Origin of the sequence: Streptomyces sp. NEAU-sy36, assembly GCF_013423905.1 — a bacterium.
GTDB classification, from domain to species: Bacteria; Actinomycetota; Actinomycetes; order Streptomycetales; family Streptomycetaceae; genus Streptomyces; species Streptomyces misionensis.
The window spans coordinates 6,506,560-6,521,650 of sequence record NZ_CP058977.1 but is presented as its reverse complement, the minus strand read 5'-3'; the positions used below and the strand labels follow the sequence as shown (position 1 = coordinate 6,521,650).

The window sequence follows — 15,091 nt, the reverse complement described above, 5'->3', positions numbered from 1 at the left end:
TGCGGAGACCGGGAGAGGGCCCGGACTCCTGCCGCGAGGCGGCAACCGAAGACCTGTTGCGGGCGGCAGCTGAGGGTGCCCGCGACACATGACAGAACACCGTGCCACGGGAACAAACGGGGCACTTCAGGGCGTTTTTGCCCGTACAGGGAGGCGGCATGACAGAGACGGCGAGCGGTCCGGCACGAGGTTCCCGCGCCAAGGGCGGCAAGGCGGGAAACAAGGGACTGCACATCGAGCGCATCCACACCACGCCCGGCGTACACCCGTACGACGAGGTCGAGTGGGTGAGCCGTGACGTCGTCATGACCAACTGGCGCGACGGCTCGGTCAACTTCGAGCAGCGTGGCGTCGAGTTCCCCGAATTCTGGTCGGTGAACGCGGTCAACATCGTCACCAGCAAGTACTTCCGGGGTGCCGTCGGCACCCCGCAGCGCGAGACCAGCCTCAAGCAGCTGATCGACCGCATCGTGAAGACGTACCGGAAGGCCGGCGAGGACCACAAGTACTTCGCCTCGCCCGCCGACGCCGAGATCTTCGAGCACGAGCTGGCCTACGCCCTCCTGCACCAGATCTTCAGCTTCAACAGCCCCGTGTGGTTCAACGTGGGCACGGCGCAGCCGCAGCAGGTCTCGGCCTGCTTCATCCTGTCCGTCGACGACTCCATGGAGTCGATCCTCGACTGGTACAAGGAAGAGGGGATGATCTTCAAGGGCGGCTCCGGTGCCGGCCTGAACCTCTCCCGCATCCGCTCCTCCAAGGAGCTGCTGTCCTCCGGCGGCAACGCCTCCGGCCCGGTCTCCTTCATGCGCGGCGCCGACGCCTCCGCCGGCACCATCAAGTCCGGTGGCGCCACCCGCCGCGCGGCCAAGATGGTCGTGCTCGACGTCGACCACCCCGACATCGAGGACTTCATCGAGACCAAGGTCAAGGAGGAGGAGAAGATCCGCGTCCTGCGCGACGCGGGCTTCGACATGGACCTGGGCGGGGACGACATCACCTCCGTCCAGTACCAGAACGCCAACAACTCGGTCCGGGTGAACGACGAGTTCATGAAGGCGGTCGAGGAGGGCGGCAACTTCGGGCTGCGCGCCCGGATGACCGGTGAGGTCATCGAGGAGGTCGACGCCAAGGCGCTCTTCCGCAAGATCGCCGAGGCCGCCTGGGCCTGCGCCGACCCGGGCATCCAGTACGACGACACGATCAACAACTGGCACACCTGCCCCGAGTCCGGCCGGATCACCGCGTCGAACCCGTGCAGCGAGTACATGCACCTGGACAACACGTCCTGCAACCTGGCCTCGCTGAACCTGATGAAGTTCCTCAAGGACGACGGCCAGGGCCACCAGTCCTTCCAGACCGAGCGGTTCCAGAAGGTCGTCGAGCTGGTCATCACCGCGATGGACATCTCGATCTGCTTCGCGGACTTCCCGACCCAGAAGATCGGCGAGAACACCCGCGCCTTCCGCCAGCTCGGCATCGGCTACGCCAACCTCGGCGCCCTGCTGATGGCCACCGGTCACGCGTACGACTCCGACGGCGGCCGCGCGCTGGCCGGCGCCATCACCTCCCTGATGACCGGCACGGCCTACCGCCGCTCCGCGGAACTGGCCGCGGTCGTCGGCACCTACGACGGCTACGCCCGCAACGCCGACGCCCACAAGCGCGTCATGAAGCAGCACGCCGACGCCAACGGCACGGCCGTGCGCATGGACGACCTGGACACCCCGGTGTGGGCCGCCGCCACGGAGGCATGGCAGGACGTGCTGCGCCTCGGCGAGAAGAACGGCTTCCGCAACTCCCAGGCGTCCGTCCTCGCCCCGACCGGCACCATCGGTCTGGCGATGTCCTGCGACACCACCGGTGTCGAGCCCGACCTCGCGCTGGTGAAGTTCAAGAAGCTGGTCGGCGGCGGCTCGATGCAGATCGTCAACGGCACCGTCCCGCAGGCCCTGCGCCGCCTGGGCTACCAGGAGGAGCAGATCGAGGCGATCGTCGCCCACATCGCCGAGAACGGCAATGTGATCGACGCCCCCGGTCTCAAGCAGGAGCACTACGAGGTGTTCGACTGCGCCATGGGCGAGCGCGCCATCTCCCCGATGGGTCACGTCCGCATGATGGCCGCGATCCAGCCGTGGATCTCCGGCGCCATCTCCAAGACGGTCAACATGCCGGAGACGGCGACCGTCGAGGAGGTCGAGGAGATCTACTTCGAGGCCTGGAAGCTCGGCGTCAAGGCGCTCGCGATCTACCGCGACAACTGCAAGGTCGGCCAGCCGCTGTCCGCCAAGAAGAAGGACGAGAAGGCCGAGATCACCGAGAAGGCCGAGGACACGATCCGCACGGCGGTCGAGAAGGTCGTCGAGTACCGTCCGGTCCGCAAGCGCCTCCCGAAGGGACGTCCCGGCATCACCACGTCCTTCACCGTCGGCGGTGCCGAGGGCTACATGACGGCCAACTCCTACCCGGACGACGGCCTCGGCGAGGTCTTCCTGAAGATGTCGAAGCAGGGCTCCACCCTCGCCGGCATGATGGACGCCTTCTCCATCGCCGTCTCCGTCGGCCTCCAGTACGGCGTGCCGCTGGAGACCTACGTCTCGAAGTTCACCAACATGCGCTTCGAGCCTGCCGGTATGACGGACGACCCGGACGTGCGGATGGCGCAGTCCATCGTGGACTACATCTTCCGCCGCCTGGCGCTGGACTTCCTGCCCTTCGAGACCCGCTCCGCGCTCGGCATCCACTCCGCCGAGGAGCGCCAGCGTCACCTGGAGACCGGTTCGTACGAGCCGGCCGACGACGAGGTCGACGTGGAGGGCCTGGCGCAGTCCGCGCCGCGTGCCCAGGAGCTGAAGGCCGTCGCCGCGCCGAAGGCCGAGACCGAGGCGGCCAAGCCCGCCCCGAAGCAGGCCCACACCAGCGCCGAGCTGGTCGAGATGCAGCTGGGCATCCAGGCCGACGCCCCGCTGTGCTTCTCCTGCGGTACGAAGATGCAGCGCGCCGGTTCCTGCTACATCTGCGAGGGCTGCGGCTCCACCAGCGGTTGCAGCTGACGGACTGCCGCTGAGGCGCTGAAGCGCTGAAGTGAGGGGCGCCGACCACCGGTCGGCGCCCCTCACACGTGCACCAGGTGTCGTTCAGGACTGGTGGGCCCGCCCCATGACATGGGTGAACGTGTCCGGGTCCTCGTCGAAGCCGTGGACGCCCGGCCGGAAGTTCCACTCGCCCGCCTCGTTGCGCACGAACTCCGCGAGGGTGGCCGCCGTTGCGTCGCGGACCGAGGTGAAGTCGTCCTCGGACAGCACCGTGTAGCCCTCCCGTACGCGCATGGCCGGGTTCAGCACCTCGCCGAACGTACGGCGTACGGGCTGCTGCTGGATGACGGCGCCCACCACCACGCGCGTGTACCGCTCGCTGAGCCGGTCCAGCTCCAGGGTCATGACCTCGTCCCAGCCGAAGCCGCGGCCGTCGGTGCTGTCCCGGTTGAGGAAGATGGTGCCGTCCGGCGAACGGCTGTCGAAGTGCACCAGATACGCCGGAGCGCCGTAGGCGTCGCGCGACTCGAACGTCGCGGCGATGATGTCGAGGTCGGTGGGCGCCTGTCCGGTGGGACTGGGGTCCCACTTGAGCGCGACCTCGACCTTGTGCAGTCCCTTGCTGAATCCGGTCACCGGGCCTCCCCTTCCCTGTGGGCACGTCGTCCCCAACTCCCCTGAGGTCGGGGATGCTTGCCCATCGTGCCACGCACACGGGGGTGTGCGCGCGGGCGAACTCCCGCGGAGCGTGACCGGCGCCACGTCCGGTGGCCTTACGATGGCGCGGTGCTGGTCAAGTGGATTCGCTGCACCGTGGTGGACCGCCGGGGGTTCGAGCGGGGGCAGCGGAAATGGGCGGGGCTTCTGGGTGAGCCGGGATTCCGGGGACAGGGCGGAGGATGGAGCCGGCATCGGCCGGGCGTGGCGCACATCGTCGCCTTCTGGGAGAGCCGTGCCTTCTACGACTCCTTCATGGCCCGCTCGCACGACCGGCTGGCGGCGGCCCAGTCCGGCACGTTCAAGGACGCCCAGGTCAAGCTGTTCGAGTACCGCTTCGACGTGAAGACGGGCTTCGAGCCGCGGTTCACCGACGCCGATCTGCTCAGGCTGGCCCACTGCCGGGTCCACGAGGAGCGGGTGGAGCACTTCACGCTGATGCAGGAGAAGGTCTGGAACCCGGCCGTTGCGGGCTCGCCGGGGATGATCCGCGGGATGTTCGGCGAGGCGCCCGGGCAGGAGTTCCTGATCCTTTCGATGTGGCGGGCGGCGGCCGAGCACGGCAAGTACCGCACCGAACGGGTGGAACGGCTCGCGCTGCGCGCCCAGACCGAGGCGGACATCGCGGCGCTCACCGGGGACATCGTGGACATGGAGCCGTCCTGGACGGTGTGAGCGAGCCGCTCCCTCCTGCCGGCCTTGTCGGCGGGAGGTCGGTCCGGAATTCCAACCGAGCTGGTTGGAAAATCAAACTTGTGACCTACGCTGTATGGGCCCGGTCCGGGTGCCCGCCCGCGCGTCGCTCGATCTAGGGTTTTGGCATGGCACGACCACGGCGCATCGTTCTTGTCCGGCACGGCGAGTCGACGGGCAACATCGACGACTCCGTGTACGAGCGGGAGCCGGACCACGCCCTGGCGCTGACCGAGCGCGGCCGGCGGCAGGCCGAGGAGACCGGCAAACGGCTCCGTGAGCTGTTCGGCCCGGAGCGCGTGAGCGTGTACGTCTCGCCGTACCGCCGTACCCACGAGACACTGCGCGCCTTCCAGCTCGACCCCGACCTCATACGCGTGCGCGAGGAACCCCGGCTGCGCGAGCAGGACTGGGGCAACTGGCAGGACCGCGACGACGTCCGGCTGCAGAAGGCCTACCGCGACGCCTACGGCCACTTCTTCTTCCGGTTCCCGCAGGGCGAGTCCGGGGCCGACGTCTACGACCGGGTCGGCGGCTTCCTGGAGAGCCTCTTCCGCAGCTTCGAGGCGCCGGACCACCCGCCCAACGTGCTGCTGGTGACCCATGGACTGGCGATGCGGCTGTTCTGCATGCGCTGGTTCCACTGGACGGTCGCCGAGTTCGAGTCGCTGTCCAACCCCGGGAACGCCGAGATGCGGATGCTGCTGCTCGGCGACGACGGCAAGTACACCCTCGACCGGCCCTTCGAGCGCTGGCGTGAGCCGGTGCCGGACTGGGCCACCGGATAGAGTGGCAGAGCCATGACCGCACCTTTCTCACTCCGTGGACGCCATGAGCGCGCCCTGGCGAGCCTGCGCGGACTGGCCGTCGGGGACGCCCTGGGTGCCCAGTTCTTCGTGCCCGCCCATCACGCCCTGCTGAAGCGGCGCGAGCTGCCGCCGGGGCCCTGGCGGTGGACCGACGACACCGAGATGGCCTGTTCCGTCCTCGCCGTGCTCGCCGCCCACCAGCGCGTCGACCAGGACGCCCTGGCCCGTTCCTTCGCCGATCACCACGACCCGGACCGGGGCTACGGCGCCACGGCGAGCCGGCTGCTGGCGCTCGTGCGCGCGGGCGAGGACTGGCGCGGGCCCGCCGCGGCGCTCTTCCACGGGCGGGGGTCCTGGGGCAGTGGCGCGGCGATGCGGACCGCGCCCCTGGGCGCCTGGTACGCGGACGATCCGGAGCAGGCCACCCATCAGGCGGAGATCTCCGCCTATCCCACGCACCAGCACCGGGAGGCGGTGGTCGGGGCCATGGCGGTGGCGGCGGCCGCGGCGCTGGCCGGTGCGCCGGACGGTCCGCCCGGACCGGGGGAGCTGCTCGACGGCGTCATCGCGCTCGTGCCGAAGAGCGCGGTCGGGCAGGGGCTGCGCCGTGCCCGGGACATGCTCGACTACGGTGACGCGACCACCGTCGCCGCGGTACTGGGGTGCGGGCGCCGCAGGACGGCCCATGACACCGTGCCCTTCGCGCTGTGGTCCGCCGCGCGGTGCCTCGGCGACTTCGAGGCGGCGTTCTGGACGACGGCCCGGGTCGGCGGCGATGTGGACACCACCTGCGCCATCGTGGGCGGGGTGCTCGCGGCGGGGAAGGCGGCGCCGCCCGCCGAGTGGACGCGGCGGGCCGAGGCACTGCCGGACTGGGTGCCGCGGGAGCTGTGACGGACAACGGCCGGGAGGGGCCGGTGTGGGGGGTCCGGCTCGGTCGCGACGGCCCGGGCTCCCCGGGTACGGCGGGGATCTCACCGGCTGTCGCGCGCCCGTCCCGTCAGACGTGGTGGGCGTGCTCCACGGTGGCGATGCCGTGCAGAAGCACCTTCAGCACCGCCTGCAACTCGTCGTCCAGCTCTCCGGGCCGCTCGTTGTGGGCGTGCTGGGACCAGCGGTACAGGGCGCCGAAGTAGACGTCGCGCAGCAGATTGCCGACGCGCTCGGGCACGAGGTCGGGGTCGAGTTCACCGGAGCGGGTGCCGGAGGCGACGATGTCGGCGAATATCTCGGCGACGTACGGTTCCTCGCTCAGCGGCCGGCCCGCCTTCACCCAGGCGGAGAGCATGGCCGCGGTGACCTCCTGCTCCTCCTCGTTGATCCGGGCCAGCACCGACATACATCGCACCAGCTGGGCGACGGCGTGCGAACCGTGGACGTCTTCCTGTTCCAGATAAGTGAGCAATTTGGTTCGCCGCTCCTCCCCCCAGGCACTGATGACGTCTTCCTTGCGCTGGAAGTAGTTGAAGAACGTCCCCCGGGCGACATCCGCGCGTTCCGCGATCTCGTCGACCGAGGTGCGGTCGTAGCCCTGTTCGGTGAACAGGGACAACGCGGATGTGTAGAGGCGTTCTTTGACGCGCTGTTTGTTGCGTTCGCGTCGACCGGGCGACTGCGTCCCGCCTGACGGACCAGGAGCCATGTTCATCTCCGCTTCACGGGGCTGACAACGCTGAGTAGCGTCTAGGCTTTGACATTGATTTTTATACCACAGTCTAACTATGGGGGCGAGTATCATTTCCGGATAAGTGCCGGGGCCGTCACGCCAGTTGGACGTGACGGCCCCGGAGCCTGTTGCCGGACGGGTCACACGGGCGTGGGCGCCTCCGCGAGGCCCCGGACGATCCGCTCCAGACTCTCCGTGCCCAGCAGCCGGCCCGCGGTGATCTCCACACCGCAGCCGGTCTGGAGCCGCTTGCGCAGCTGGAGTGCCATGAGCGAGTCGAGCCCGAGATCGCGCAGCGAGCGGCGCGGGTCCAGGTCGGCCCGGGCCACCCCGAGCACCTCGGACGCCGCCGTGAGGATCGCGTCCGCCGGGTCCACGCGCACGGTCGCCGGGTCCACGCGCACGGTCGCCGCGTCCGGCGCGACCGTCGCCGCCGTCGCCCCGGCCGCCGTCGCCCCGGCCGCCGTCGCCCCGGCCGCCGGCACCACGGTCGGGGCCGCGGCGCGGTGGTCCGCCCGGAGCGGCGCGGGCCGGGCCGGGGCCTCGCCGAGCCGCGGCGCCCGCCGGGCCGCCGGCGGCCGGATCATGGTGGCGAACCGGGACAGCAGCGGACGCGCGGGGCCGCGCCGGGGCGCGCCCAGCCGGGCCGGCAGCGCGCGCACCAGGGAGGCCGCCGGGCCGGCCGGCCGCCCCGGGCGCCGCAGGGCGATCCCCCGGAACTCCGCCAGCACCCGCCCGTCCCCGTCGAGCACCAGCACGTCGCCGCGCGCCTGCCGGGCGTCGGATCCGGGGGCGACGACGGCCAGGCTCCACAGGTCGTCCGTCAGCTCGCCGTACAGCTGCACACTGTCGAAGCCGGTCGGCACGAAGCCCCGGTCCTCCTCGCCGCGGCGCGCCTGCGGCCAGGCCGCGACCAGCGGCAGCAGCGCCGCCTCCCACAGCCCCGGCGCCGGTTTGGCGAGCCTGATCCGGGCCACCGCCTCACCGCGCCTGCGCCACACCTGCTCCACCGCGCCGGACGTCTCGCCGATCTCCAGCCCGTAGCTGCCGGCCAGTTCCCGGAACCCGGCGGCGGACAGGTACGTGTGGCAGCGGGCCAGGGCACCGTCCAGCTCGCGGAGCGCCCGGCGGCCGTCGCTGTCGTCCACGGGGGTGAGCGAAGCGGTGGCGCAGAAGGTCCGCTCGGCGCTGTCCGGCCGCTCAAGTTCGACGACCGCCCGCCATCCGTCCCCGCCCCGCTCCAGAACGACGGCCAGCACGGCGGCCGAGGGGTCCGGGAGGAGGACCGGAGCGGGGGCGAGCCGGACGTCGCGCACCGCGTACATCGTGCCGGGCAGCTTCTCGGCGGCCGTGTCGAGCACGGCGGCGATCTGCACGGCGGGCGGCACCGCGGTCAGCCCGGCCACGGTCAGCTGCTCCGCCCACGCGGCGAAGCCCCACCGGTCCAGCTCCACCCGGCCCTCCAGAACGGTCCGCGCCGGGCGCGGGGCGGACGGAACCTGCCGGAACTCGGTGCGCTCCCACGGGTAGTGGGGCAGCGGCACCGGCCGCACCGGATGGCCGTACCACCGCGCCCAGTCGATCCGGCCGCCCGCGGCGAAGAACCGGCCCGCCGCGCGCACCAGTTCGGCCGTCTCGTCGGTGTCGCGGCGCAGCGAGGGCACGGCGGTGCCGGGCGAGCCGTCGTGGGCCAGGGTCTCGGCGACCGAGGCGGTGAGCACCGGGTGGGGGCTGATCTCCAGGAAGACGTTCTCCACCGTGCCGGTGGCGGTCAGGTCGGAGACCGCCTCCCGGAAGCGCACCGGCTCGCACAGGTTGTCCGCCCAGTAGCCGGGATCCAGTTCCGGTCCCGCCAGCTCGGCGCGGCGGACCGTGGAGAACAGTTCGGTGGCGGCCGCGCGGGGCGCCAACCCGGCAAGTTCGGCGGCCAGTTCCGAGTGCAGCGGGCGCATCTGGGGGGAGTGCGAGGCCACGTCGACGTTCACCAGCCGGCACAGCACCCCGTCGGCCTCCAGCCGGGCCGTCAGCTCGGCGAGGGCCTCCGGGTCGCCGGCGAGCACCGTGCAGGTGGGGGAGTTCTCCGCGGCCACGCACACCGACGGGATCCGGGAGACCGCCTCGCGGGCCCGGTCCGCGGACAACTCCACGACGAGCATGGCGCCTCCGCCCGCCACGCGTCGCATCAGCCGGCTGCGACGGCAGATCACCGTCGCCGCGTCCCGCAGCGACAGCGCCCCGCTGACACAGGCCGCCGCCACCTCTCCCATGCTGTGCCCGACGCACACCTCCGGTGCCACGCCGAGGTCCCGCCAGGCCGCCGCCAGCGCCACCTGCACCGCCCACAGCGCGGGCTGCACGATCTCCACCCCGCCGGGGAAGCGATCGGCGTTCGCGGTCAGCAACTCCTCGATGGACCAGCCGAGTTCCTCGCGGACGGCCTGGTCGCAGGCGCGCAGGGTGGTCCGGAACGCCTCGTTGGAGGCGAGCAGGTCCCGGCCCATGCCGAGCCACTGCGAGCCCTGTCCGGAGAAGACGAAGACGGCACGCCGCGGACCGCTGAACCCCGCCTCGCCGACGCCGCCGTGCGGGCTCTGCTCGCCCGCCGCCAACGCCCGCAGCACCTGCGCGAGTTCGTCGTGCGAGGTGCCGGTGGCCCAGAGCCGGTGCGGGCCCGCGTCGCGGCGCGTCGCCGCGGTCGCGCAGATGTCCGCGAGTGCCTGGTCGCGGCCCGCGCCGCCCGGGCCGAGGTGGTCCGCGTAGGCGCCGGCCAGGCGGCGCAGGGCCGCGGCCGAGCGGGCGGAGAGCACCAGGAGGCGGGGGCCGGGGACCGCGGGCACCACGGGCTCGGCCGGCCGCCGGTCGTCGACGAACTCGCCGACCACGACGTGGGCGTTGGTGCCGGACAGCCCGAAGGAGCTGACGCCCAACAGGGCCTGGGGACCGGCCTTGTCGAGCGGGGTGTTCTCGGTGACGACGGAGACGGCCGGCCGCTCGCCGGTGAGCAGCGGGTGCGGGTCGGTCAGGTGCAGCGAGGCGGGGATGACGCCGTGGCGGGCGATCAGCACCGCCTTGATCAGCCCGGCGATGCCGGCGGCGGCCTCGGCGTGCCCGATGTTCGTCTTCACCGAGCCGCAGCGCAGGGGCCGTTCGCCGCCCGTCGCCTCCGCCAGCGCGCGCAGTTCCACGGTGTCGCCGGTCGGCGTCCCGGTGCCGTGCGCCTCGACGTAGTCCAGCTGGGCGGGCTCGATCCCCGCGCTGTGGCAGGCGTCGCGCAGCATCTGGGCCTGCCCGGACACCGAGGGCTTCAGCAGCAGTCCGCTGCCCTGGCCGTCGTTGGTGACCGCGCTGCCGAGCAGCAGGGCGAGCACCGGATCGCCGTCGCGCAGCGCGTCGGGCAGCGGCTTGAGGACGACCGCGCCGACGCCCTCGCTGCGCACGAACCCGTCGGCCGAGGCGTCCCCGAACCGGCACCGCCCGTCCGGCGACAGCATGCCGCCCTGCGAGTAGGCGATGGAGTCCTGCGGGGACACGATGATGTTGACGCCGGCCGCGATCGCGAGGCCGCTCTCGCCGGTCAGCAGGCTCTGCCGGGCGGTGTGCACGGCCACCAGCGAGGAGGAGCACGCGGTGTCCAGCACCAGGCTCGGTCCGCGCAGGTCGAGCGCGTAGGAGACCCGGCCGGCGGTGACCGCGCGCAGCCGTCCGCCCACGGTGTCGCGGACGCCGGGCCCTTCGGCCGGCTGCCCGGATTCACCGTATTCGGCGGTGGCCTGGCCCACGAAGACACCGGTACGGGAACCGGCCAGACTGGACGGCGCGATTCCCGCCGATTCGAGGGCCTCCCATACGACGTGCAGCAGGATGCGCTGCTGGGGGTCCATGCTTTTGGCCTCGACCGGGGATATCCCGAAGAATCCCGCGTCGAAGGAGAACGCGTCGTCGAGGAAACCGCCGTCGCGGGAGACGGTCTTGCCGGGGCTGGGCGTCCGGCCGGAGTAATGGTCGTCGATGTTGAAACGGTCCTCGGGAATCCGGGTCACGGCCTCGGAGTTGGCCATGAGGAGATCCCAGAATTCGCCGGTGCTGTTGGCCCGGGGGAAACGGCATCCCATACCGATGACGGCAATGGGAGTGCCACCTGCGCATGAGAAGCGCTCCACGTACGTTCACCTTCGATCAGAGCCGATTGGGAACAAACACGACCGCCTCGCCCGGAAGCGGACAAGGCGGGTTGAGGTGCGCGGTGCAAGTGCGATGCAAACTTACACCCCCAACCAAGATTGACCCAGAGGCTCATAACTGCGTCTCAGAATCTGTCCCGAAACGCGAGACGACGTGGGCTGGTTGGTAGGTGTCTGTCCGGATTTCTTCCTTCTTGACTGTGATCCAGGTCACCGAATACTTGTACTTGCGTCTTCTTATGCATGTCAGTCTACTCTTGTGTTGTCGTTCATAAATGATCACCAGGGCACGACGGGGGAGCAGTGATGTCCGACGCACCGTTAAGGTCCAGAGCCGTCGCGTACGCCGACGACGGCACCGATCCCATCGACGTACTGCCGGACTGGTCCGAGGCGCTGGCCGGGGTCGTCCACCTGTCCGTGCGCGAGCGCCAGGTGTTCCTGATGCTCGGCGCCGGCCATTCCAACCGCAGCATCGCCGCCCGGCTCCGGGTGACCGAACGCACCGTCAAGGCGCATGTCGCCCAAGTGCTGAGCAAACTCCGGGTGGAATCCAGGCTGCAGGCGGGCCTCGTCGCCCACGCCTACCGCGTCATGAACGAAAGTCCAATTCACAGCCAGGGCCGCGCGGGATAGAAAAGTTCCCGGCGCACCGCTCCGGATCGCGCCGGAGAGGCTGAGCCGTCCCCGTGGCGGCCAGGGGGTTCACCATGCCCTGCTGGCCTCCGCTTTGCCGCGGCACCGTGTGCAGCACGCCGTCGGCGAAGTTCACTTTCCCATTCCCGCGCGGAATTCCGCAGCCATTTCGTCCTGCGCTGCCTGAACGCCCACTCCCCGAACAAGGAGATGACGCGTGTCCCTCACCGATGTCGAGACAAGGAGCGCCCGTGCCGAGGGCGCACCCGACCCCGCCGATCCACGGGAAACCATGCGGGCCCTGCCCGGTTTCCTGCAGTACCCGCTCACCGTCTTCACCGGCAAGCCGCTGTCGGAGCAGACCGGGCTGCCGTGGACCCCGACCTTCCACCTGGCCGCGGCGGTGTTCGCGATGCTCGCCGGCACCGCCGTCGGCTCGGCCGCCTGGGCGCTCGGCGGCTGGTGGCTCCTCGCCCTGCTGCCCGGCTGGGCGCTCACCCTGCACGGCCTGCGCAACCTGCGCATGATGGTCTACCACCAGTGCTCGCACCGGAACATGTACCGGCGCCGCCGCCTGGACACCGTCATCGGCCGGGCCATCTCCAGCCTGCTCGTCATCCAGAACTTCGAGCGCTACAGCCGCGAGCACGTCAGCGACCACCACGCCGCCCACCACATGACGCTGCGGGACCCCACCGTGCAGGCATTCCTCGTCAGCCTCGAACTGAGCCCCGGGATGACGCGCCGTCAGATGTGGCGCCGGGTCGTCGGCAAGCTCCTCTCCCCGCGCTTCCACCTGGCCTTCTCCGTCTCCCGCGTGCGCTCCTTCTGGAGCACCGCCGCCCGCAGCGAGCGGGTCGCCGCGGTCGTGCTCTACACCTCTCTGGCCACCGCCACCATCGCCACCGGCACCTGGCCGGCCCTGCTGCTCGCGTGGTTCGTGCCGCTGCTGCCGCTGTTCCAGGTCAGCAACACCCTGCGGCTGTGCGTCAAGCACACCTTCCCCGTGGCCGGCACCGAAGTCCGGCGCGGCCGCGACTACTTCGCCGGTCTCACCAACGCCATCTTCATCGGTGAACCCGCCCCCTCGGCCACGCTGCCGGCCGGCCGCCGCGCCCTCGCCTGGGTCCGCTGGGCGCTGCGCATGCTGTTCGTGCACGCCCCGACCCGCTACCTCGTGCTCACCGGCGACACCGTGGTCCACGACTACCACCACCGCTACCCCTCCAGCCGGGAGTGGGCCGACTACCTCTTCGCCCGCAAGCGCGACATCGAGGCCGGCCACAAGGGCTGGCCCGAGTACCACGAGGTGTGGGGACTGGTCCCCGCCATCAACTACGTCTTCGACTCCCTGGCCGTCGCGGACCCGGCCGAGTACGACATCGCCCGGCTCCCGCACGTGAGCAAGCGCGAGCTCTTCGCCGCCTTCGACGACTGAGGCCCCGTACCGACCCGAGACCCGCACCACCCGCCACCTCCACCCACAGGAGCCCTCATGCAGCAGCGGAAGATCATTCTGGGCGTGGCCGCGAGCGACGCACACGCCGTGGCCAACCACCTGATCGCCCACGCCCTTCGCGGCATCGGCTACACCGTCGTCAATCTCGGCACCTGCACCCCGGTCGAGGAGTTCGCGGAAGCCTGCCGGGAGCATCCCGATGCCGAGGCGGTGGTCATCGGGAGTCTCAACGGCCATATCCACGAGGACCTCCGGGACCTTGCCGCCACCAAGGCCGAGGGCGCGATCCGGTGCCCCGTCATCGTCGGCGGCAACCTCTCGGTGGGCAGCAAGAAGGACCCCGCCGCCCTGGAGCGGCTCTACCGGCTCGGCGTCGACCGCATCGTGAACGACCCGGCCGCCCTGCCCGCCGTGCTCGACGAACTGCGCGCCACCCGCCCGGTGGCCGAGCCGCTGCTGGCCGTGTCATGAGCAGCAAGATCGTCCTCCTCGGCGCGGACCGCGCCGGGGAGGCCCCCCGCGGCGTCCCCGGCGCCGAGTCCCTCCCGCCGCTCGAGGAATCCGTCGCCTACGTCGCGTCCCTCGGCAAGCCCACGGCCGCCCAGGTGCTCCAGGACGCCCGCGAGTCCGGCCGCGTGGCGATCCAGCCGCGCTGCGGCGTCGGCGGCCACGAGGAGATGAAGGCCCTGCTGCGGGACCTGGAGGCCCAGGCGGCGCCCGACATCCTGACCCTGACCATCGACGCGCACACCCGCCTCAAGCGGTTCGAGCAGGCGCTGCGCACCCTCAACCGCGACCCCCGGGACCTCAACGGCTACCCGCTGGTCACCCACGGCTGGCAGCGCGGCCGGGACCTCAACGAAGCCGTCGCGGCGCCGCTGGAGATCCGCCACGGCTCGCCCGACGCCCGCGCCCTCTTCGACGTCTCGGTGGCCTCCGGCATCACCTCCTTCGAGGGCGGCGGCATCTCCTACAACCTGCCCTACTCCAAGGCCGTGCCGGTCGCGGAGTCGCTCGCCGCCTGGGAGGACGTGGACCGGGTGTGCGGCCGGCTCGCCGAACTCGGGCTGATCATCGACCGGGAGCTGTTCGGCACGCTGACCGCCGTCCTGGTCCCGCCGTCGATCAGCCTCGCGATCAGCGTGGTGGAGGCCGTGCTGGCCGCCCGGGCCGGGGTGCGCTGCATCTCGGTGGCCTATCCGCAGAGCGGCCACCTGGTGCAGGACGTGGCCGCGCTGCGCACCATCCCGCTGCTGGCCCGCCGCTACCTGCCCGAGGGCGTCCAGGTGCACGCCGTGTTCCACGAGTTCATGGGCGTCTTCCCCAGGGGCCGCGGCCACGCCGAGGACCTCATCTTCTACGGCGCGCTCGTCGCCCGGCTCGGCGGCGCCTCCAAGCTGATCACCAAGACCTACCAGGAGGCGTACGGCATCCCCGACACCCGCGCCAACGTCGAGGGGCTGCGGCTGGCCGCCCGCGCCAACTCCCCGCTGCTGGACTTCGTCGCGGTGGACGCGGACCGGGTCGCCGAGGAACAGGAGTGGATCCTCGCCGAGGTCGCCGACATCGTCGAACCCCTGCTGGAACAGCCGGACCTCAAGGCCGCGGTGGGGCAGGCGCTGGAGCACGGCACGCTGGACATCCCGTTCAGCGCGAGCCGGTACGCGAAGTCGGAGATCATCCCGAAGCGGGACGCGGAGGGCGCCATCCGCTATCTGTCCGCCGGTTCGCTGCCCCTGTCCCGGCGCGCGCTGCGCCGCAACGACGAACTGCTGCGCCGCGCCGAGGCCGACGGCGCGGACCCGGGACTCGGCTCCCTGCTGGCGGATCTGACCGGAGACATCAACTACTTCCTCACCCTGTTCGGGGAGAGCGACCGTGAGGGGACGTCGTGA

The 15,091-nt window shown here is 71.1% G+C and carries 11 protein-coding genes; 8 read left to right on the top strand and 3 right to left on the bottom strand.

Going from position 1 to position 15,091, the window contains the following annotated elements; genetic code table 11:
• Positions 1-158: 158 nt before the first annotated feature.
• Positions 159-3,053, top strand: a complete 2,895-nt coding sequence (locus HZZ00_RS28345; RefSeq protein ID WP_180329103.1) for a vitamin B12-dependent ribonucleotide reductase — start codon at positions 159-161, stop codon at positions 3,051-3,053.
• 84 nt (positions 3,054-3,137) lie between these two features.
• On the opposite strand, the gene HZZ00_RS28340 is transcribed toward HZZ00_RS28345, so the two are convergent.
• Positions 3,138-3,671 carry a TerD family protein gene (locus HZZ00_RS28340; protein ID WP_180329102.1) on the bottom strand — a complete coding sequence of 178 codons (534 nt, stop codon included), beginning with the start codon at positions 3,669-3,671 and terminating at the stop codon, positions 3,138-3,140.
• 150 nt (positions 3,672-3,821) lie between these two features.
• Between HZZ00_RS28340 and HZZ00_RS28335 the strand changes: the two genes are divergently transcribed.
• The 3 genes from HZZ00_RS28335 (at position 3,822) to HZZ00_RS28325 (ending at position 6,148) form a co-directional block, all read left to right on the top strand.
• Positions 3,822-4,427: a YdbC family protein gene (locus HZZ00_RS28335; protein WP_180329101.1), complete on the top strand. Its 606-nt coding sequence runs from the start codon at positions 3,822-3,824 to the stop codon at positions 4,425-4,427.
• Positions 4,428-4,573: 146 nt separating this feature from the next.
• On the top strand, positions 4,574-5,233 hold the full coding sequence (locus HZZ00_RS28330; RefSeq protein WP_180329100.1) for a histidine phosphatase family protein: 660 nt from the start codon (positions 4,574-4,576) through the stop codon (positions 5,231-5,233).
• A 12-nt stretch (positions 5,234-5,245) separates the two neighbouring features.
• Positions 5,246-6,148, top strand: coding sequence for an ADP-ribosylglycohydrolase family protein (locus HZZ00_RS28325; protein WP_180329099.1), 903 nt, complete (start codon positions 5,246-5,248; stop codon positions 6,146-6,148).
• Between the two features lie 106 nt (positions 6,149-6,254).
• Here HZZ00_RS28325 and HZZ00_RS28320 read toward each other — a convergent pair whose 3' ends face one another.
• Both HZZ00_RS28320 and HZZ00_RS28315 read right to left on the bottom strand, forming a co-directional pair.
• Positions 6,255-6,806, bottom strand: coding sequence for a TetR/AcrR family transcriptional regulator (locus HZZ00_RS28320; protein WP_257585430.1), 552 nt, complete (start codon positions 6,804-6,806; stop codon positions 6,255-6,257).
• A 254-nt stretch (positions 6,807-7,060) separates the two neighbouring features.
• Positions 7,061-11,032: a type I polyketide synthase gene (locus HZZ00_RS28315; RefSeq protein WP_180329097.1), complete on the bottom strand. Its 3,972-nt coding sequence runs from the start codon at positions 11,030-11,032 to the stop codon at positions 7,061-7,063.
• A gap of 375 nt (positions 11,033-11,407) precedes the next feature.
• Here HZZ00_RS28315 and HZZ00_RS28310 point away from each other — a divergent pair, with 375 nt between their 5' ends.
• From HZZ00_RS28310 to HZZ00_RS28295, 4 genes are all read left to right on the top strand, one after another.
• The gene (locus HZZ00_RS28310; RefSeq protein WP_180329096.1) at positions 11,408-11,737 is read left to right on the top strand and encodes a helix-turn-helix transcriptional regulator; all 330 of its coding nucleotides are present in this window, start codon (positions 11,408-11,410) and stop codon (positions 11,735-11,737) included.
• A gap of 217 nt (positions 11,738-11,954) precedes the next feature.
• The gene (locus HZZ00_RS28305) at positions 11,955-13,175 is read left to right on the top strand and encodes a stearoyl-CoA 9-desaturase (protein ID WP_257585428.1); all 1,221 of its coding nucleotides are present in this window, start codon (positions 11,955-11,957) and stop codon (positions 13,173-13,175) included.
• A gap of 57 nt (positions 13,176-13,232) precedes the next feature.
• Positions 13,233-13,667, top strand: a complete 435-nt coding sequence (locus HZZ00_RS28300) for a cobalamin-dependent protein (RefSeq protein ID WP_070025973.1) — start codon at positions 13,233-13,235, stop codon at positions 13,665-13,667.
• Positions 13,664-15,091 carry a methylaspartate mutase gene (locus tag HZZ00_RS28295; protein ID WP_180329095.1) on the top strand — a complete coding sequence of 476 codons (1,428 nt, stop codon included), beginning with the start codon at positions 13,664-13,666 and terminating at the stop codon, positions 15,089-15,091. The genes HZZ00_RS28300 and HZZ00_RS28295 overlap by 4 nt, the downstream gene beginning before the upstream one ends.

Bases quoted from the DNA above. Each gene is read 5' to 3' on its own strand.
- HZZ00_RS28345 (WP_180329103.1), top strand. From the start codon at position 159: ATGACAGAGACGGCGAGCGGTCCGGCACGAGGTTCCCGCGCCAAGGGC.
- HZZ00_RS28330 (WP_180329100.1), top strand. From the start codon at position 4,574: ATGGCACGACCACGGCGCATCGTTCTTGTCCGGCACGGCGAGTCGACG.
- HZZ00_RS28325 (WP_180329099.1), top strand. From the start codon at position 5,246: ATGACCGCACCTTTCTCACTCCGTGGACGCCATGAGCGCGCCCTGGCG.
- HZZ00_RS28315 (WP_180329097.1), bottom strand. From the start codon at position 11,032: ATGGGATGCCGTTTCCCCCGGGCCAACAGCACCGGCGAATTCTGGGAT.
- HZZ00_RS28310 (WP_180329096.1), top strand. From the start codon at position 11,408: ATGTCCGACGCACCGTTAAGGTCCAGAGCCGTCGCGTACGCCGACGAC.
- HZZ00_RS28300 (WP_070025973.1), top strand. From the start codon at position 13,233: ATGCAGCAGCGGAAGATCATTCTGGGCGTGGCCGCGAGCGACGCACAC.
- HZZ00_RS28295 (WP_180329095.1), top strand. From the start codon at position 13,664: ATGAGCAGCAAGATCGTCCTCCTCGGCGCGGACCGCGCCGGGGAGGCC.